This is a genomic window from Anoxybacteroides tepidamans, assembly GCF_014201465.1.
Taxonomy (GTDB): Bacteria; Bacillota; Bacilli; order Bacillales; family Anoxybacillaceae; genus Anoxybacteroides; species Anoxybacteroides tepidamans.
The window spans coordinates 34,263-52,572 of the sequence record NZ_JACHEP010000022.1; the positions used below are offsets into that span (position 1 = coordinate 34,263).

20 protein-coding genes and 2 rRNA genes are annotated in these 18,310 nt (G+C 40.9%); 1 reads left to right on the forward strand and 21 read right to left on the reverse strand.

Annotated features, from left to right (window positions below; translation table 11 throughout):
- Nucleotides 1-226: 226 nt before the first annotated feature.
- The 11 genes from HNQ34_RS14295 to metG form a co-directional block, all read right to left on the reverse strand.
- Nucleotides 227-601, reverse strand: coding sequence for a RidA family protein (locus tag HNQ34_RS14295; protein ID WP_183255799.1), 375 nt, complete (start codon nt 599-601; stop codon nt 227-229).
- Nucleotides 601-1,446: a pur operon repressor gene (purR, locus tag HNQ34_RS14300; RefSeq protein WP_183255801.1), complete on the reverse strand. Its 846-nt coding sequence runs from the start codon at nt 1,444-1,446 to the stop codon at nt 601-603. The genes HNQ34_RS14295 and purR overlap by 1 nt, the downstream gene beginning before the upstream one ends.
- A gap of 57 nt (nt 1,447-1,503) precedes the next feature.
- The gene (gene ispE, locus HNQ34_RS14305) at nt 1,504-2,373 is read right to left on the reverse strand and encodes a 4-(cytidine 5'-diphospho)-2-C-methyl-D-erythritol kinase (protein WP_183255804.1); all 870 of its coding nucleotides are present in this window, start codon (nt 2,371-2,373) and stop codon (nt 1,504-1,506) included.
- 204 nt (nt 2,374-2,577) lie between these two features.
- Entirely contained in the window at nt 2,578-2,757 is a 180-nt protein-coding gene (locus HNQ34_RS14310; protein WP_183255806.1) for a small, acid-soluble spore protein, alpha/beta type, read from the reverse strand.
- 98 nt (nt 2,758-2,855) lie between these two features.
- The gene (veg, locus tag HNQ34_RS14315; protein WP_183255808.1) at nt 2,856-3,119 is read right to left on the reverse strand and encodes a biofilm formation stimulator Veg; all 264 of its coding nucleotides are present in this window, start codon (nt 3,117-3,119) and stop codon (nt 2,856-2,858) included.
- 202 nt (nt 3,120-3,321) lie between these two features.
- On the reverse strand, nt 3,322-4,206 hold the full coding sequence (gene yabG / locus HNQ34_RS14320) for a sporulation peptidase YabG (protein WP_281376039.1): 885 nt from the start codon (nt 4,204-4,206) through the stop codon (nt 3,322-3,324).
- 86 nt (nt 4,207-4,292) lie between these two features.
- Nucleotides 4,293-5,180, reverse strand: a complete 888-nt coding sequence (gene rsmA / locus HNQ34_RS14325) for a 16S rRNA (adenine(1518)-N(6)/adenine(1519)-N(6))-dimethyltransferase RsmA (protein ID WP_183255810.1) — start codon at nt 5,178-5,180, stop codon at nt 4,293-4,295.
- The gene (rnmV, locus tag HNQ34_RS14330) at nt 5,173-5,736 is read right to left on the reverse strand and encodes a ribonuclease M5 (RefSeq protein ID WP_183255840.1); all 564 of its coding nucleotides are present in this window, start codon (nt 5,734-5,736) and stop codon (nt 5,173-5,175) included. The genes rsmA and rnmV overlap by 8 nt, the downstream gene beginning before the upstream one ends.
- Before the next feature lie 177 nt (nt 5,737-5,913).
- Nucleotides 5,914-7,101 carry a ubiquitin-like domain-containing protein gene (locus HNQ34_RS14335; protein ID WP_409978379.1) on the reverse strand — a complete coding sequence of 396 codons (1,188 nt, stop codon included), beginning with the start codon at nt 7,099-7,101 and terminating at the stop codon, nt 5,914-5,916.
- A gap of 201 nt (nt 7,102-7,302) precedes the next feature.
- A complete protein-coding gene (locus tag HNQ34_RS14340) occupies nt 7,303-8,073 on the reverse strand; it encodes a TatD family hydrolase (protein ID WP_183255812.1) in 771 nt (256 codons plus the stop codon).
- Between the two features lie 139 nt (nt 8,074-8,212).
- Complete coding sequence (gene metG, locus HNQ34_RS14345) at nt 8,213-10,150, reverse strand: methionine--tRNA ligase (protein WP_183255814.1); 1,938 nt, start codon at nt 10,148-10,150, stop codon at nt 8,213-8,215.
- 520 nt (nt 10,151-10,670) lie between these two features.
- Between metG and HNQ34_RS14350 the strand changes: the two genes are divergently transcribed.
- Nucleotides 10,671-10,955, forward strand: a complete 285-nt coding sequence (locus tag HNQ34_RS14350; RefSeq protein WP_183255816.1) for an AbrB/MazE/SpoVT family DNA-binding domain-containing protein — start codon at nt 10,671-10,673, stop codon at nt 10,953-10,955.
- Nucleotides 10,956-11,105: 150 nt separating this feature from the next.
- Here HNQ34_RS14350 and rsmI read toward each other — a convergent pair whose 3' ends face one another.
- The 10 genes from rsmI to HNQ34_RS14400 form a co-directional block, all read right to left on the reverse strand.
- The gene (gene rsmI, locus HNQ34_RS14355) at nt 11,106-11,978 is read right to left on the reverse strand and encodes a 16S rRNA (cytidine(1402)-2'-O)-methyltransferase (RefSeq protein WP_183255818.1); all 873 of its coding nucleotides are present in this window, start codon (nt 11,976-11,978) and stop codon (nt 11,106-11,108) included.
- A gap of 12 nt (nt 11,979-11,990) precedes the next feature.
- Nucleotides 11,991-12,737, reverse strand: coding sequence for a tRNA1(Val) (adenine(37)-N6)-methyltransferase (locus HNQ34_RS14360; RefSeq protein WP_183255820.1), 747 nt, complete (start codon nt 12,735-12,737; stop codon nt 11,991-11,993).
- Between the two features lie 67 nt (nt 12,738-12,804).
- The gene (yabA, locus tag HNQ34_RS14365) at nt 12,805-13,167 is read right to left on the reverse strand and encodes a DNA replication initiation control protein YabA (protein ID WP_183255822.1); all 363 of its coding nucleotides are present in this window, start codon (nt 13,165-13,167) and stop codon (nt 12,805-12,807) included.
- A gap of 15 nt (nt 13,168-13,182) precedes the next feature.
- Complete coding sequence (locus tag HNQ34_RS14370) at nt 13,183-14,010, reverse strand: PSP1 domain-containing protein (RefSeq protein ID WP_183255824.1); 828 nt, start codon at nt 14,008-14,010, stop codon at nt 13,183-13,185.
- Nucleotides 14,003-15,007 (reverse strand): DNA polymerase III subunit delta', encoded by a 1,005-nt coding sequence (holB, locus tag HNQ34_RS14375; RefSeq protein ID WP_183255826.1) that lies wholly within the window; start codon nt 15,005-15,007, stop codon nt 14,003-14,005. Before holB ends, HNQ34_RS14370 begins: the two co-directional genes overlap by 8 nt.
- 117 nt (nt 15,008-15,124) lie before the next feature.
- Entirely contained in the window at nt 15,125-15,775 is a 651-nt protein-coding gene (gene tmk, locus HNQ34_RS14380; RefSeq protein WP_183255828.1) for a dTMP kinase, read from the reverse strand.
- Nucleotides 15,776-15,798: 23 nt separating this feature from the next.
- The gene (locus HNQ34_RS14385; protein WP_183255830.1) at nt 15,799-17,238 is read right to left on the reverse strand and encodes an aminotransferase class I/II-fold pyridoxal phosphate-dependent enzyme; all 1,440 of its coding nucleotides are present in this window, start codon (nt 17,236-17,238) and stop codon (nt 15,799-15,801) included.
- A 77-nt stretch (nt 17,239-17,315) separates the two neighbouring features.
- Nucleotides 17,316-17,537, reverse strand: coding sequence for a sigma factor G inhibitor Gin (locus HNQ34_RS14390; protein ID WP_312856136.1), 222 nt, complete (start codon nt 17,535-17,537; stop codon nt 17,316-17,318).
- Between the two features lie 123 nt (nt 17,538-17,660).
- A 5S ribosomal RNA gene (gene rrf / locus HNQ34_RS14395) occupies nt 17,661-17,777 on the reverse strand.
- A gap of 334 nt (nt 17,778-18,111) precedes the next feature.
- Nucleotides 18,112-18,310 (reverse strand): 23S ribosomal RNA (locus tag HNQ34_RS14400); the annotation flags it as partial.

An 18,310-nucleotide genomic window follows, 5' to 3' on the forward strand; every position in this document is an offset into this window, starting at 1 on the left:
CCTCGCTCTATTCCTAGCTTTTCTGCCGTAGTCGGCTAAGCTCAGCTTACCGGACTGGGCATGCTGTACGCATGCCCTCCTCGAACAATGAACGCTTTGCGGGCAAATGACATTTACCCGCCGGCGTTCTTGTTCGAACGAAGAGGCAGAAAAGCTTGTGTTCAGCTATATAATTCTGTGTTTTTAGTAAAATAATGGATAATCAATACTTGTGTCATCCCTTGAATTATTTGACTAACGCAACGACTTCGATTTCAACGAGCGCATCTTTCGGCAATTTAGCAACTGCTACACAAGAGCGCGCTGGTTTATGTTCGCTAAAATATTGTCCGTACACTTCGTTCATTGCCGCAAAATCATCCATACTTTTTAAAAACACAGTCGTTTTAACAACCGTGTCAAGCGATGCGCCTGCCGCTTCAAGAACGGCTTGTAAATTTTTAAATACTTGATGTGTTTGCTCTTTCACATCCCCTTGAACCATTTCTCCTTCCGGCGTTAAAGCAATTTGTCCAGAGCTGTAAAACATGTTGTTGACAATCATCCCTTGAGAATAAGGTCCAATAGCCTGTGGTGCTTTTGTTGTTTCTACTTTTTTCATCACTTGCAATCTCCTTTCATTTGCTCGATAAAGTTCATATAGTTTCCTTCTTTTACGGTAATTTGTTTCTCTTTTATATTAACAGAAGAGAGCTTCACTAAGGAAATATATTCATCGACAAGACGTTCGCTCGGTTCTTCTGATTCAACGAAAACGCCAATGCCAGCTAATTGGGCGTTGAATTCGTTCAGCAAGCTAATCATCCCATTAATCGTTCCACCCGCTTTCATAAAATCGTCAACGATCAAAACGTTCGTCCCTTCTGCTAAACTGCGCTTCGCCAATACCATCGTTTGAATGCGTCTCGAAGAACCTGAAACATAGTTAATGCTCACCATCGATCCTTCTGTTACTTTATTATCATGGCGTACGATGACAACGGGTACGTTTAAGAAATGAGCGACGGCATAAGCTAACGGAATTCCTTTTGTTGCGATCGTCATAACAACATCAATTGTTCGATCTGCAAAAAGGGAGGCGTATAATCGTCCAATTTTGTTCACGATCCGGGGATCGCCGAGAATATCCGTCATATATAAATACCCGCCCGGCAATAATCGATCTGGATTAGCTAACTGTTCACGTAAATAACCGACCGTCGCTTTTGCTTCATCAGCAGAAATTTTAGGAATGTATTGAACACCGCCCGCCGCGCCTGAAATCGTTTTTAACGTTCCGATTCCTTGTTGCTCGAACGTTTGCTTAATAATGGCTAAGTCTTCGCTAATCGAAGACTTGGCCGATTGATAACGTTCCGCAAAAAACGTAAGCGGCACTAACTGGTGCGGATGTTCTAGGAGATAGTGCGTCATATCCACTAAGCGGCTGCTGCGCCTTAATTTCATAAATCCACCTCCCGAAAACCGAATATTTTAAGGTAAATATAACATTAATATACGTGTTTAATCAAGGAAATTCCGTTCCCCTAACAACCGTACTGCGAACACTTGGTCGCAAAACCCGCGCAATCCATTATAAATTCGCTGCAAGCGCGAATCATATTGAACTAAGCCGAAAACCGTCGGTCCGCTCCCGCTCATTAATACCGCATCCGCCCCAAAACGCTTCATTTGCTCTTTAATATGCGCTACTTCGGGATACATCTTCAACGTCACATCTTCCAATACATTCCCAACAAGCGAGCAAATTCTCTCATAATCCCGATCTTTAATGGCTTGTGCCATTCCATCGACATCAGGATGCGTAACCGCATTGAGATTTAAGTTCCGATACACTTCCGCCGTGGAAACTCCGATCGTCGGTTTCGCTAAAATCACCCAACACGGCGGCGGAGCCGGGATATGTTCAATTTTGTCTCCGCGCCCTGTGGCAATGGCTGTTCCTCCATAGACACAAAAAGAAACATCCGATCCAATTTTCGCACCAAGTTCAGCTAACTCATCTAAAGTAAGCCCTAACTTCCAAAGTTTGTTTAAGCCTCGCAACGTGGCAGCGGCATCACTGCTCCCCCCTGCTAATCCGGCGGCTACGGGAATTGTTTTCGCAATGGATATCGCTACTCCTTTACGAATCCCGAACGTTTCCTTCAACAATTTCGCTGCTTGATATGCCAAATTGCGATGATCGTCCGGAACAAACCGGTTATGTGACACAATTTGGATCGTATCACTTACAAGCGAGGCTAACTCGATCCGGTCAGCCAGATCAATCGTCGTCATCACCATTTTGACTTCGTGATACCCATCTGGCCGCTTATGTAATACGTCTAATGACAAATTGATTTTTGCCGGAGCCTTTACCAATAGTCTCAAACTTTCCACCTACTTTAACGACTTCAAAGCTTATACGAACATTTTACCACAAAACACCGCCGATCATTATGCAATATTTCAATATCCATATTATATGAAAAACGGAGAGGATCGAATTTCATTGCTTTCTTAATTTCTTGTCAAACGAAAAACCGAAGCTATAAAGCTTCGGCTGTCGCGGTTCTCCTTTTTCGCTTCCTTGAGTTACTTCGTTTTTTCAGCTAAATGCTGTTCAGCTTTTTGTATCGCCAATTTCACCATATTTCCCGCATCTTTAGCGCGAATGGCGCCCCAGCCTTCTTTTTGAACAACATCGTAAAAGCCTAATTCTTTTGCTAATTCCTCTTTAAAACGTTGCGACATTATTCCTCGGCGTCGACCCAAACGTAAGCAGCTCCTTTCAAACACCGCGACAATTTTATTATTTTAAAACAAAGGCATCTTTATGTTAAAAAACAAAATAAAAAGCAGCAAACAAATGTCTACTGCCTGCCCATTACCATATGATCGTCGTCTAAAAACGTTAATTTGACCGTTTCCGTTAGTACATCGGCATAGCTATAAGATACGCGCTCAAACGCATTTTCCGTTTGATCGAGCGCAATGACAAACACAGATGGATACGTTTCCGCTAAGACCCCACAACGTTCGATCGTTTTTCTTCTCCCGCCATTTGCTTTTAATGTCAAGCGTTTGCCGATATTGGAATCTAATGCCTTTTTAATATCGGATAAAGTTTTTGCCATTCGCTCTCCACCTCACTGTTTATAATTATAACAAATTGTAACGGAAAAATCAAAATAAAGATTATACCAACGCTTTTTTATTTGTGTCAATGTGTATTTTTCTACATTTTTCTCATTTCCATATATAGTGTATACTCCGGCATGAAAAATTATGTATAAAATAGAAAAGATCGCCCGACTATCTTTCGTCGTAGCAACCTTCCTAATCAGTTCCTTGAATTAAACGAAATGGCATTCCTGTGCGCAGCACCCCTTTTGTTTCCACGCCTCCAAGCCCTTTTTCACCTGTTAACGTATTGCGTAGCACATCCCAAACATGGACCGTTTCAATAAAAGGAGTAAAACTAATCCGCGACACAATATAAACTGGGTCAAGAGCATGAATATTTACACGAGCAGGAGAGCTTGCAAAGTTTGCACCAGAGCGAATGAGCGACTCAAAATGCGATTGACAAGCCCCCGCAAAAATGACAAGCTGATCGAGGTGAGGAATTTTTTTTCGCGCCTCTTTCACCGTTTGTACAAAATATTTCGAATGACGATATGCTTTTAAATCCGTTATTTTCCCTTTCGATTTCGAATAAGAATCATGGCCTGTAATAACTAAAATATCAGGACGAATTTGTTCAAGAAGTCCGCCTACTTTTTCCGGCATTTCTTTTTCATCGCAATACACTCCGTAAACAGGAACGCCGATTCGTTCGTATAAATCTAAACATTTTCTCAAATATAATGGGTCACCATCCAAATGAAGGACGCGCCCAGGAATTTGAAAAAAATCTTTGTCTGCTTGATACCCTCCCGTCGCTCGATATTCCGTCTTTTGTTTTAACAAATGGTAATCTTGACGAAACAATTTAAACGATTGCTCGATTAATTCTTTTTCCTTTTCTTCTCGAAGCTGCCGCTCTCTTTCATCCACGATCAGCAAGTCATCAAACGGAGCATCGGCCATTAACCGTACATCCTCCCCGTAAAGAATCGCCTCCTTTTCCCCGTTTTTCTCTTTAATATCGACTACACGAAACAATAAATCACATTCGTATGACTTCCTTGCTACTATATGTCCGACTTTAATCTCCATCATTTGTTCCCTCCAAAATCAACACGATTTATTAAGTACAATATGCATGCGCACAAAAGAAGTGAAGAAAAAAGAAAAAGACCTAAAAACTAGGCCTTTTCGTTAAATACGTCCATTAACCGGTTGCTCAGTGCAGCAAATTCCGCAAGCGTCAACGTCTCCCCTCGCCGCCGCGGGTCAAGCTGAAGCTCCGCTAATACGCGCTCGATCGTTTCTTTTCGTTGCTTGCCATTTGGCAATTGGCTCGTTAAATTATTTAAAATCGTTTTGCGACGCTGGCTAAAACTTGCCCGCACGACTTGAAAGAAAAACGATTCATCGACCACATCAGCGGCTGGTTTTTCCCGCTTCGTCAACCGAATCACAGCCGAATCGACATTCGGTTGCGGCATAAAAACGGTTCGCGGAACGGTCATGACTGTTTCCGCCTCAGTATAATATTGAATCGCAATCGATAAAGAGCCGTAATCTTTCGTACCCGGCTGTGCCGAAATGCGATCCGCCACTTCTTTCTGCAACATCACTACGATGCCGCGAATCGGCAAATGATCTTCCAACAGTTTCATAATAATCGGTGTCGTGACGTAATACGGCAAATTGGCTACAACCATTATATCGCTTACTTCCGGCAATTCCTTATCAATAACACGTTGAATGTCGGCTTTCAACACATCTTGATGAATAATCCGAACGTTCGCATACGGGGAAAGAGTGTCTGCTAAAATAGGCAAAAGACGCTGATCAATTTCAAACGCCACTACCTTTTTGGCACGGCGGGCCAGCTGCTCGGTGAGCGCACCGATGCCGGGACCGATTTCGATGACGCCAGTATCATTGGAAAGCTCGGCAAAATCGACAATTCGCCGCAAAATGTTTGTATCAATTAAAAAATTTTGACCTAAACTTTTTTTAAATGAAAACCCATATTTCTCTAAAATTTCTCTTGTCCGCCCCGGTGTTGCAATATCTTTAGTCATTTCCTTTCTCCTCCTGAAGCACTTGCTGCAACGCATCATGAAAAGCTGCTTTCGAAATGCGAAACATTTGTAACCGCTTATGCAGCTGTTTGCCATTTGTATAACCGATTTTCAACAGTTGACCTAACCGTTGTCGCCGCGCTTTCGCTAAGGCACCACCGATCAAGCCAGCCGCGATCAAATCATCTAACGTAATCTCCTCTTTCCACTCGGTTACTTCTTCGTATACGTGCTCAAGCGCTTGACGAATCGCTTCAACCGAAGCATACTCCACCCCGACGCCTTTTCCTTTTTTGGAAAGGGCCAACTGTTTCGGCAAAAACGCATGTTTGCAACCAGGGACATGTTCGGCGATCGTTTTCCGAATTTTTTCTCCTGGAAAATCAGGGTCCGTCAAAATAATGACGCCTCGCGTTTCTTTCGCAAGCTTAATCCGTTCAATCGTTTCTTCGTTAATCGCCGACCCGTTTGTTTCAATCGTATCGGCTTCTACTGCCCTCTGGACGGCAACTGTATCATCTTTTCCTTCCACCACAATGATTTCTTTAATTTTCAAAGCCACTGTACAGAAAACTCTGTACTTCCTCCCTTCCTCTAATAACAAGCTAATATTTTTTTATCGTTCCCATAAAACAGATGAAACTTTTTTCCCCTTTTTTCGTCTAATAAAGTAGAAAATCACCTTTCATTATAACGAAAAAACAGAGGGCAAAAAATCCCTCTGTGCTTTACCTTATTGTATAATTCTAACTTTCACACGTCTTGCTCCCCAGCGAAAAGCTGCTGATTTTTCCGGGAAGAACACATCGATTTCATAGCCGTTAATTCCGGAACCTGTATCCGCTGCAACCGCATAGCCATAACCTTCTACATACACTTTCGAACCGAGCGGAATAATGCGCGGATCAACCGCGATTACTTTAAGATGCGGGTTAGAACGTAAATTAATACCCGTGCTCGTTCTGCCGGAACATCCGCCGCAATACGCTGTATATGCCGTAGCGGTTACATAAATCTCCCGTGATGCTTGCGAAGAGCCACGTGATGTGATATATCTTTCTTTTGTTCCAACTGCTATAATACGGTCTTTGCTTTGCTTCACCGTTTCTGTTTTGATTAATGTTCGCGATACTTCTTTTCCGTTTTCTAACACAACTTCATATTGCTTCGATACAAGCCCTTTTTCACCAGGACTAATCACCCGTTTTTCTCCTTTAAGCAACCGATCATCCTTGCGAGTGACGACTGCAAAATTTACTGGTTCTTCCACTACATCGGTGACTTTTTGAACTTTAATAACTTTTACGACCATATTTTCTTTTATTTTTTCATGTAGCGATGGTTCTACACGGTCGAGTTCATTCAACATGATGTTGTGCTGCTTTAAAAAGTCAGCGACAGTAGTCGAAGTTGCCCACACTTGTTGTTGTTTACCGCCGACATTCAATTGAATCGGAAATGCTTTTTCCAGAGAAATGTTCATGCCTTTTTGAACGTTGGCATCAAGTGATGGAAGCACTTGGTCATACGGCCCTACGGCGATGTTTTGGGCGGCAAATAGTTCTCTCACGTTTTTAGCAGTCGTCCATACTTCTTTTCGTTTTCCGTTCACCGTCAATGTAACCCGCTTGCTCGCTTTCCAAACAATATGTAGATCATCCGTAACAACGGCATTGATCGAAGGATACACATAATCTTCCGGTCGAGGATAGATATGCTGTTCCTCTAACAATTCTTTCACCGTTTTAGCGTGCGTACGAATTTCTTGTTTTTCTCCGTTTTTTATGAGCGTTACATGCTCTTTCGTTGCCTCATACCCTGCAAATCCTGTTGTAGCCGACAACGCTATTAAACTGCTAGCCGTTACCGTTAAATTCCTCCTGAACGAACTAGAAAACAAACTCCTCATGTTGGTTAACACGGTCTAAAACTCCTCCTTCTTTCGCCTATATTCTCCTCCCTCTCACCTTTACACGTAAGCATACTCTATTATGCAAAAAATAACGTTGAAAGGAAAGGAAGACTTGTCGACACATCTATCCTATGCACCGTTCTAAATTTGTAGAACTTTTTTTTATTCGCTTATATTTAGACAAGTCTCCCGAAAAAACGACACGTTTTATTAGCAATTGATGCCGAATAATTTTTTTGCGTTCTCACATGTTTTCATCGCTACTTCTTCAAATGAGACCCCTTTTAGTTCTGCAATTGCCTCGGCCACATATTTTACATAACTTGGTTCGTTCCGTTTGCCTCGGAAAGGATGGGGAGTTAAATAAGGGCAATCCGTTTCAATCAATAAATGTTCGAGCGGAATTTCTTTCGCAACTTCTTTCGGTTTTTTCGCATTTTTAAACGTCACAGGTCCGCCAAACGAAAGATAAAAATTCATGTCTATACATTGCTTCGCTACTTCGACGCTGCCGGTAAAGCAATGCATAATTCCGCCGACTTCTTTCGCATTTTCTTCTTTTAAAATTTCTAAAATATCCGCTGTTGCTTCACGGTTATGTATAATGATCGGCAGTTTAACCTTTTTTGCTAAAGCAATTTGTTTTCGAAATACTTGTTTTTGCACATCTTTTGGCGATTTATCCCAATAATAATCTAATCCCATTTCTCCGAGCGCCACAACTTTCGGATGTGCTGCTAGCTGTTCAATCATTTGCAAATCTTCATGTGTCATATCAATCGCATCGACAGGATGCCAGCCAACCGCTGCGTAAATAAAGTCATATTGTTCCGTCAGTTCGATTGCCCGCAAAATCGTTGGTCGGTCAAATCCAACGACCACAATATAGGATACTCCCTCATCTTTAGCTCGTCGAATAACCTCTTCTACATCTTCGCTATATTGCGTAGCATTCAAATGTGCGTGTGTATCAAATAACATAATCTATAACCCCTTTTCCGTTGTTAAGTGTACCATATGAAGCGATTACAAATATCACAGTTCATTAACATTTATATTACAAAACGACAACAAAGAGGTGTCGCACGTTTTCCCACGCCCACCTCTTCTGCTTCATGCCTTATTTTATTTTTGTTCCATTCGGAAGGTTTTCATCAACGGTTGCTAATGAAAGCACGCCATTTGTTTCCCCAGCCAAAATCATTCCTTGCGACAATTCGCCGCGCAATTTCACCGGTTTTAAGTTTGTGACGCAAATGACTTTTTTACCGATTAATTGCTCCGGTTTGTAAAACTCCGCAATGCCAGAAACGACTTGACGTTTCTCATAACCGAGATCAAGCTGCAATTTCAGAAGCTTATTTGCATTTTTCACTGGTTCTGCATGTAATACTTGTGCGACTCGTAAATCCACCTTCATAAAATCATCAATCGAAATTTCTGCAGCTGTTTCTTTTGGCTGTTCTGATACCAATTTGTTTCCTTGCATTTGCGCTTTAATATAGGCAACTTCTGCTTCTATGTCTAAACGTGGGAAAAGCGGTTCCCCTTTTTCTACTTTTGTACCCTCTTTAAGAAGACCAAACGTATATAAACTATCCCACATTTTTAACTCCTCTTGCGTAATGCCGAGCTGATAGAAGATTTTTTCCGGTGTACACGTCAAAAATGGCTGCAACAAAATCGCTATGTGACGAAGCGACTCTGCTAAATGTGTCATCACAGACGCTAGCTGCTCTTTATTCGCTTCCTCTTTCGCCAACACCCAAGGCTGAGTTTCATCGATATATTTGTTTGCACGGCTAATGAATTGCCATACTACTGTCAACGCCACAGAAAATTCCATTTTCTCCATCGCTTCTTCGTAATATTTCACCGTCTCTTTCGACATTTCCGCAAGCTCGTTGTCAAAGGCCGTTTTCGCGCCATTATAAACTGGAATGACACCATCAAAATATTTTTGAATCATCGCCACCGTGCGATTTAACAAGTTGCCTAAATCGTTGGCTAAATCGTAATTAATTCGCTCAACAAATCCTTCCGGAGTAAATACCCCATCTGAACCGAACGGAACTTCGCGAAGCAAATAATAGCGAAGCGCATCTAATCCGTAGCGGTCGATCAACGTCACGGGATCAACGACATTCCCTTTTGATTTTGACATTTTCCCGTCTTTCATTAACAACCAGCCGTGCGCAAACACTTTTTTCGGCAGCGGCAAATCTAACGCCATTAGCATAATCGGCCAATAAATTGTATGGAAACGAACAATCTCTTTACCGACTAAATGTACATCAGCAGGCCAATATTTTAAAAACTTTTCGTCGTTCTCCGTCCCATAGCCTAACGCGGTAATATAGTTGGATAAAGCATCAATCCATACATAAATGACGTGTTTCGGGTCTCCCGGGACTTTAATCCCCCAATCAAACGTCGTACGTGATACTGCTAAATCTTCTAATCCCGGCTTAATGAAATTATTAATCATTTCGTTTTTTCGTGATTCCGGTTGGATAAACTCTGGATTTTCTTCATAATATTGAAGCAGGCGGTCAACATATTTGCTCATATTAAAGAAGTAAGATTCTTCTTTTACTTTCTCTACTGAACGCCCGCAATCTGGGCAATTTCCATCGACAAGCTGCCTTTCTGTATAAAACGATTCACACGGTGTACAATACCATCCTTCGTATTCATCCAAATAAATATCTCCCTGTTCCACAAGACGAGCGAAAATTTTCTCAACTACTTCTTTATGACGATCTTCGGTTGTACGAATAAAATCATCATAAGAAATATCAAGCTTTTTCCATAACTCCTGAATCCCCGCTACAATTTCATCGACATAAGTTTGAGGAGTAACTCCTTTTTCTTCCGCTTTTCGTTGAATTTTTTGTCCATGCTCATCCGTTCCTGTTAAATACATGACGTCATAGCCACGAAGGCGCTTATATCGAGCCATTGCATCCCCTGCTACAGTCGTATAAGCATGGCCAATATGTAGCTTTCCACTTGGATAATAAATCGGTGTTGTAATATAAAATGTTTTCTTTTTCATTCTGTACCCTCCTCGTATATAGAAAAACCCCCGCCCAAAGGACGAGAGCGATCGCTACTTACTATATTATTTTATATGATTTTTTTGTTATATAAAAACATCTATTTCTCTTATCTTTCGAAAATATACATAAAAAATCGAATGAATGTCAATAATTTCACATCAGTCACAAAAAGTTGAATTTTGTCGAACACACTCTCTTCTCTCGATCCATACATTGAATCCTATCAATAATAAACAATCTCCGAACAGGAATAAAAAACATTATTGTAAATAATAAAGAACCTCTTATTATTTTTTTAATATATTAAAAAATAAACACATAAGCTTATTTATAACTATTTTTTACAAAGTTAAGCGTTTTCTAGAATAGTAATATACATTTTTTTTAAATTTTACATATAAAAGGATTGACGTATAATGGAAACGCTGATATCATTAGGATGTAGGAAATTTGTCGAATATTGACGAATAAAAACCTAAAAACATAGAAAACTATTCATAGAGAGGAGACTGTTCAATGAAATCTACAGGTATTGTTCGCAAAGTGGATGAATTAGGTCGTGTGGTGATTCCGATTGAATTACGTCGTACATTAGATATCGCAGAAAAAGATGCGTTAGAAATTTACGTGGACGATGAGCGCATCATTTTGAAAAAATATAAACCAAATATGACATGTGTCGTGACAGGCGAAGTTTCTGATGACAACTTTAAACTTGCTGGTGGCAAAATTATTTTAAGCCGCGAAGGTGCTGAAATTCTTCTTAAAGAAATTCAAGAGCATTTACAATTGTCGAAATAAAAAAGACACTAACCAGTGTTGTATGCATAATAAGGAAGGGTAATCCAAATAATAGGATACCCTTCTTTTTTTTTCTGTGAAAATAACGATCCGTGTGTGAATATTTTCATGCTTGGGTAGCGAGCAAAGCTTGTTCATGAACGTTTTATTTTATTGGTGATACTCTCGATAAATTTCCCGTTTTGATACATTTCGATCTTTGGCTACTTGTTTAATCGCTTCTTTTGTGCTGAGTTTTTTTTCACTGATGTAATAATCAACATGTTCCGCAATTGACAGTGGATACCACCATTCGTCCGCCGCTTCTTCGTTTTCTTTCGCTCCTTCCACAACAATGCAAAATTCGCCGCGAATATCGCCATATTTCGCCCAATGGATGACCTCACTCATCGTACCGCGAATAAATTCCTCAAATCGCTTCGTTAATTCGCGGCATAATACGACATTCCGATCCCCTAACACCTCTTGCATGGCAAGCAAGGTATCTTCTAACCGATGCGGCGCTTCATAAAAAATAATCGTGTCGGGAATATGTTTCAATCCTTCAAGCTGCTTTTTCTTTTCTTTTTTTATTCGATCGAGAAATCCAAAAAAGTAAAAATGCTCAGTCGGCAGACCAGAGGCAACAAGGGCCGTTACCGCCGCATTCGCCCCCGGCAGCGGCACAACGGTACATTTTGCTTCAACAGCGGCCAGCACAAGTTCATACCCCGGATCAGAAATCGCGGGCATCCCCGCATCGCTGACGAGGGCGATCTTTTTTCCTTCTTTGAGCCATTCGACAATTTTTTTTCCGCTTGCATATTTATTATGCTCATGATAGCTTATGACCAGTGTTGAAATTCCAAAGTGATTTAACAATTTTTTCGTTTGCCTCGTATCTTCGGCGGCAATCAAATCAACTTCTTTTAACACTCGTAAAGCCCGAAATGTGATGTCTTCTAGATTTCCAATCGGAGTTGGAACAATATATAGAGTGCCGCGACCATTTTGTTCTGCAAAGCTTTTCTGTTGCCAAAACATATTTTTTACTCCTTATTGTAAAGTTCCATACAAAATCTGTTTTACCTCGTCTGTATATTCATTATCATCGCTATAGACAATTAAAGGAGGTAAAATTTTTAAATCCGGATTCCCGTCTTTGATTCCTTCAATTAAAATGGTATTCGCTTCTTTCCCGATTTTTGGATACACAAACCGCAGCCGTTTTGGCTCAAGACGGTATTGCCTCATGAGAGTGACAATATCCAACAGGCGGCTCGGCCGATGAACAAACGCGGCCTTCCCCCCTTGTTTAAGCAACTGACTGCTTACTTTGACCACATCTTCTAATGTGCAATAAATTTCATGACGCGCAATCGCCAAATGCCTATTTTTATTCATCTCCTCTTCACTGATCGTTGGAAAATATGGAGGATTGCACGTTACTACATCATACTTGCTGTAGCCAAGTTGCTGCGGCATATCGTTAATATCTCCATGAATAAGCTCAATTTGCTCTTCTAACTCATTATATTGCACGCTCCGCCTCGCCATATCATAAAGGCGATCTTGAATTTCTACACCGATAATTTTCCCCTTCGTTCTCTTGCTTAATAAGAGCGGAATGACTCCGTTCCCCGTACATAAATCAACGATGTGGCCTTTTTGAATCGGCATGTACGCAAATTTTGCCAACAACACCGCATCTAACGAGAAAGCAAAAACAGATGGACTTTGAATAATGCGCATATCTTCATTTAAAAGATAATCGAGCCTTTCATCATCATATAATTCAATCATCTGTCCAATACCCTCTTTCATCATCTTTCAAGAAAAGAGCCTCTCCGTAGTTGGAAAGGCTCAACTATTACTTTTTATTTAAAAAAGATAAGCAAAACAAGCAATCTTCTTTGCGAACACTTCCATAGTGAACGTTACAAATATGGAACCCTTCTTGGTAAAGCCGCGCTAAGTTATCGTACCCTTCTCCAATATCAATGAACTTCCGTTCGTTCTTTTGCTTATCGTTTTTTTCTTTTCTTTTTACGGTCATAGTTTCCCCAGTAAGCTGCTCTAGCCGCTGGCGTAAATGAGCGTTTTCCATTTGCAAATGGTGATTCTCCTCAAACAGTTCAGCAAGGTGTTCTTTCAGTTCAACAAGTTGACGGTACAAATAGCTAATTTGTTCTTCCATACTTGTTACCGATTGAAAGATCTCTTTCTTATCCACGTAAATCCACCTCAATTAATCTGTGGCTTGAATCGACAAAACTCCTTCTTTCACTAACTCATCAATGGTGTATTCCACCACTCGCTCATGCTCTGATAACTCCACTTGTAAAACTCTTTCTAAAATATTCAAGCCGACCACTCTTCCAACACCATGTGGAGTTTCAATGTATTCCCCTAAATCAGGGAGCTGTTCTTTTGCCGTTTCATATTCATCATTTTCATATTTTAAGCAGCACATTAATCGGCCACAAAGTCCGGAAATTTTCGTTGGGTTTAAAGATAAATTTTGATCTTTTGCCATCTTGATCGAAACAGGATCAAAGTCGCCTAAAAAGGTTGAACAACATAGCATCCTTCCGCACGGCCCAATTCCGCCAAGCATTTTGGCCTCATCCCGCACACCGATTTGCCTTAACTCGATGCGAGTGCGGAAAATCGATGCTAAATCTTTAACAAGTTCCCGGAAATCGACACGTCCATCAGCGGTAAAATAAAAAATGACTTTATTGCGGTCAAACGTATATTCTACATCGACAAGCTTCATTTCAAGCCCGTGCTCTTCTACCTTTTTCAAACAAATTTGATACGCCTCTTGCGCCGCTTTTTTGTTGTCTTCAACAACCATTTTATCTTTCGCATCGGCAATGCGGATGACTTTCTTTAACGGCAGTACAATGTCGTGTTCATCTACTTGCTTATTGCTAATGACGACCTTCCCAAATTCAATTCCGCGAACCGTTTCCACGATCACAAATTCGCCAGTCTGAATCGTCAAATCGCCAGGATCAAAATAATAAATTTTCCCCGCTTTTTTAAAGCGTACACCTACTACATTATACAAACGTTTTCCCCCCTTTTAAATTGAGGATAAGCTGCTCCATTAAAAGCTGTACATTCATATTTGTATTTAAACGCGCTTTCGCTTGTAAAATAGCCGACATATTTTCGATGATTCGCTTTTGTGGACATGTCAGCGCCCATTGTTGCAAATCATCTATTCGATCACGATATATGACATTTTCTAACTCGCCTAACTGCAAATACATGATGTCTTTATATACATACAATAATAATTCCAATCCTATATCGATTTGTTGTTTTTCTTGAAAATGAGGCATCCATTTTTCATGAATGATGAAAAGCGCTTGAAATTCGTTTTTATTTAACGTTTCATATAATTGTAACACTATTTTTCGCGCCTCTGCAAACCAATCATCTCGACTTAATTCGAACGCTTCTTCACGATTATTCGTGACATGTGCCGCAAGAAGAGCAAGATGATGCGGAATTTGTTGCTCTTTTAAATAATTAGCGAGGACAATAGGTGGCAATGGTTGAAACGATAAAACTTGACATCGCGAAATAATTGTTGTCAACATGCGATGATATTGCTCAGTAAGCAAAATTGCTGTCGTCCTTGGACGGGGCTCCTCTAAAAATTTCAATAAGCTGTTCGCTGCATTCGTTGTCATTTTATCGGCATGTTCGATAATATACAACTTTTGATTCGATTCGACACCCGTTTTTGAAAATTCCTCTTGCAATGCCTCAATTTGCCCCTTTTTTATCGACTGTCCATCCGGCTCGATCCAATGAACATCCGGATGGTTTCTTGAGCCAATTCTCCGGCAATTTCGGCATTCATCACAAGGTTTATAGCGAAAACGGTTTAGGCAAAACAAACTTTTCGCGAATAAAAGGCTTACTTCTTTTTTCCCTGTACCTCGTTGTCCTTCAAATAAATAAGCATGCGCTACTCTTCCTTTTTCAATGCTATTAGCCAACATCTTCATGACGATCGGCTGGTATTGCTCAAGCTGGTCCCAAACAACAGCCACATACATCACTCACTTATCTTTTGATCTAATATAGGCAAGAAATCCTCGCTTCTAGAAGTAAAAGCAGGAAGCTCCACTTTTATTGTAACACGTCTTGACAATTTCATCATTTCATGTTTAATGGAAGCTCGTCTTTTCCCTTCCTCCAATTTTTCCTATGATAATCGCAACAGTTTCTGCAAACACTTCATCGATTGACTTGGAAGCATCAATCCGTATTATGCGATGCGAAAAACGTTCCACTAATTGTAAATAGCCTTGTCGTACTTTATTATGAAATGGCAAGCTTTCCTTATCAAGCCGGTTAATTTCTCGCTGCTGGTTGTTATAAATTCGTTCCAATCCTATTTTTGGGTCTATATCAAAATAGATCGTTAATGAAGGAAAGTAACCGTCGATAGCAAACTGATTAATGCTTAGCACTTCATCAATCCCCAATCCTCTCGCAAACCCTTGATAAGCGAGTGAACTGTCAATGAAACGATCACACAATACAATTTTCCCACTTTCAATCGCGGGAATAATTTTTTCCACAAGATGCTGTCTTCGTGCAGCTGCATAAAGCAACGCTTCTGTGCGTCCATCCATTTTTTGATGGGAAGGATTTAAAATAATTGCACGAATTTCTTCCGCAATGTCAATCCCTCCCGGTTCCCTTGTCGCAACAACTTCCCATCCTTTTTCAGTCAAAAAATTTTCTAACATGGAAATAATCGTCGTTTTCCCTGCTCCCTCAGGTCCTTCAAATGAAAAAAAGTATCCTACCATCACTTGTCACCCTTCTAGTCCTATTATTGTTCAAATACTTCTATTCGATGAAAAGCTAAATAATTCCCGCCTTGAAAGTGGGACCCGTGCCGTTTTAACTCAACAATGCGCTCAATATGTTCGTGTCGAATTACTTCTCCTATACATAACAAAGGGATTCCTGGAGGATACGGAATAATTGTTTCGGCTGATATAAGCCCCTCCGCCTCCTCTAGAGAAACTACTTTTTTCGGCAATCGTGTTAACGTGCGATATGAAATCGATGAGGAAACCGTCACAAAAGAAAATGGTTCAAATGAATGAATCAGCCGTTCATCATGACGCAGTCCACTGAATGCTCTCTTTACTTTTGTCACAACCTGTTCTATATTTTTTAATACTGCTAACGGATAGACGAACAAAACATTAAATGGATCAGCCAATTCGGTAAAAATGCCTTCCCGTTCCAAGCGGCGTTGTAGTTCATATCCCGAAATCACACTTCTTGTTTGAATTGTAATTTTCAGTAAATCCGTCTTAATAAGCGGATCCTTTGATTCCACTCCCGTTATCCCTTCAATTTCGTTTAATAACTCTTTAAATAACCGAACTTGCACCTGTATCCGATCAAGATCTTCCTTTGCCAGACCGGCTATATAACTTCTCGCTAAGTCAAGTGAAGCCATAATTGGATAAGACGGGCTGCTTGACTGAAACACTTGCAAAAAATAGCGCAACCTTTGTTTATCTATTAATGAACTGTTCACATGTAAGTAAGAACCCATCGTCATGGCAGGCAACGTCTTATGCGCCGATTGTACGACGACGTCTGCGCCACATGCCACTGCCGTTTTTGGAAAAGGATTTCCCAACACAAAATGTGCGCCGTGCGCCTCATCGACAAGCACCGGTATATGGTAGCGATGGGCGATATTCACGATTTCAGTTAAATCGACTGACATGCCGTAATAATTCGGATTCGTTAAAATGACCGCTGTCGCTTGGGGATAACATTCGATCGCTTCCTTCACTGCATCATAAGGAACATACGAAGCAACCCGGACATCCGGATCCAATTCCGGTGAAAGAAATACTGGCGTAGCCCCGACTAACTGAAGCGCATGAATAATCGACTTATGGCAATTTCGTTGGACGATGACTTCTTTATTTTCTTCGCATGTCGCAAAAACCATCGCTAAGTTGCCAACGGTTGATCCATTTACTAAAAAAAACGTTTCATCTACCTTGTAAAACTCAGCCGCCAGTTTTTGCGCTTCTGCAATCACCGACACTGGTTGATGTAAGTCATCTAATCCGCTTAATTCTGTAGCATCAAGTTGCAATAAGTTCTCGTAATCTGTTTTTGCGTATTCTGGAAATACCATTCCATATTTATGCCCCGGAACATGAAAAGAAAATGGACTCGCTAAATGATGCTTTTTTAAAGCACTATATAACGGTGTTTTTTGTTGTTGATTGCTCACCTAGAATCATTCCTTCTTTTAAACTTTCCTTCATAATATATTAAAATAAAACAGGCCCTATTAACAGAGCCTTAAAACTATGAATATATTTCCCGATTCATGATTTTTTTTAATTGTTGTAGGTAAAAATGATATTTCGGGTCGTTAGTATCCGTGCGAATAATTTCCTTCTCGCAGTCTATACAAAGGAATTTCGTATAAATTCGAATTCCTTGATCTTTTAGTTGTTCACAGACGATGCACGTTTCCCATACAGATTGATTAGACATAGCCAATCTCCACCTCCCGTTTGTTATCATTCCCCCATTTATAAGTTTCTATACTTACAAGATATGTATTTTTAGTTTGTTTGTAGCAGGAGAAAGTGAAAAGAGCGAAAAAAAAAAGACTGACTAAACATCCGTTTAGTCAGTCTTTTTTTTGCCTAGCAACGTCCTACTCTTGCAGGGGCGCTGGCCCCAACTACCATCGGCGCTGGAGAGCTTAACTTCCGTGTTCGGGATGGGAACGGGTGTGTCCTCTCCGCTATCGTCACTAGGCTGTGGAAGGATTGTTCCTTCAAAACTAGATAACAGGCAGGTCATGAAGAAAAGATATAGCGTTTGATCGATGTCTAGCGGCGGCAATATTCGCGGCTGAACAGTCGCCTCCGCTTTGCTTTCTCCGTACGACGTGCAAGCACGTCTTCGTCGAAAGCTCCCGCTTCCATCGGACGTTTTCTTGGCTATGCCAAGAACCGTTCTCCGCTTTTCTTATTGTCTAGTTACGGCTCGCAGCGCCTCGTAGAAAATAACCGTCCTCCGTCGACATGCACGCATGTCTCGTCGGAAGAACATTTTCCTTCCGGCGCTAAGCGCTCGCCTCCACTTTTCTTAGGTTAAGTCCTCGATCGATTAGTATCCGTCAGCTGCACGTGTCGCCACGCTTCCACCTCGGACCTATCGACCTCGTCATCTTCGAGGGATCTTACTCGCTTTCGCGATGGGAAATCTCATCTTGAGGGGGGCTTCACGCTTAGATGCTTTCAGCGCTTATCCCTTCCGCACATAGCTACCCAGCGGTGCCCCTGGCG

What these genes read in the sequence shown, in the direction of transcription:
- yabG (WP_281376039.1), bottom strand. Translation starts at nt 4,206, where the DNA reads ATGATGGAGATTAAAGTCGGACATATAGTAGCAAGGAAGTCATACGAA.
- HNQ34_RS14340 (WP_183255812.1), bottom strand. Translation starts at nt 8,073, where the DNA reads ATGTTATTTGATACACACGCACATTTGAATGCTACGCAATATAGCGAA.
- HNQ34_RS14350 (WP_183255816.1), top strand. Translation starts at nt 10,671, where the DNA reads ATGAAATCTACAGGTATTGTTCGCAAAGTGGATGAATTAGGTCGTGTG.
- rsmI (WP_183255818.1), bottom strand. Translation starts at nt 11,978, where the DNA reads ATGTTTTGGCAACAGAAAAGCTTTGCAGAACAAAATGGTCGCGGCACT.
- metG (WP_183255814.1), bottom strand. Translation starts at nt 10,150, where the DNA reads ATGAAAAAGAAAACATTTTATATTACAACACCGATTTATTATCCAAGT.
- HNQ34_RS14360 (WP_183255820.1), bottom strand. Translation starts at nt 12,737, where the DNA reads ATGATTGAATTATATGATGATGAAAGGCTCGATTATCTTTTAAATGAA.
- purR (WP_183255801.1), bottom strand. Translation starts at nt 1,446, where the DNA reads ATGAAATTAAGGCGCAGCAGCCGCTTAGTGGATATGACGCACTATCTC.
- tmk (WP_183255828.1), bottom strand. Translation starts at nt 15,775, where the DNA reads ATGGTAGGATACTTTTTTTCATTTGAAGGACCTGAGGGAGCAGGGAAA.
- veg (WP_183255808.1), bottom strand. Translation starts at nt 3,119, where the DNA reads ATGGCAAAAACTTTATCCGATATTAAAAAGGCATTAGATTCCAATATC.
- rsmA (WP_183255810.1), bottom strand. Translation starts at nt 5,180, where the DNA reads ATGACTAAAGATATTGCAACACCGGGGCGGACAAGAGAAATTTTAGAG.
- HNQ34_RS14390 (WP_312856136.1), bottom strand. Translation starts at nt 17,537, where the DNA reads ATGATAACAAACGGGAGGTGGAGATTGGCTATGTCTAATCAATCTGTA.
- HNQ34_RS14295 (WP_183255799.1), bottom strand. Translation starts at nt 601, where the DNA reads ATGAAAAAAGTAGAAACAACAAAAGCACCACAGGCTATTGGACCTTAT.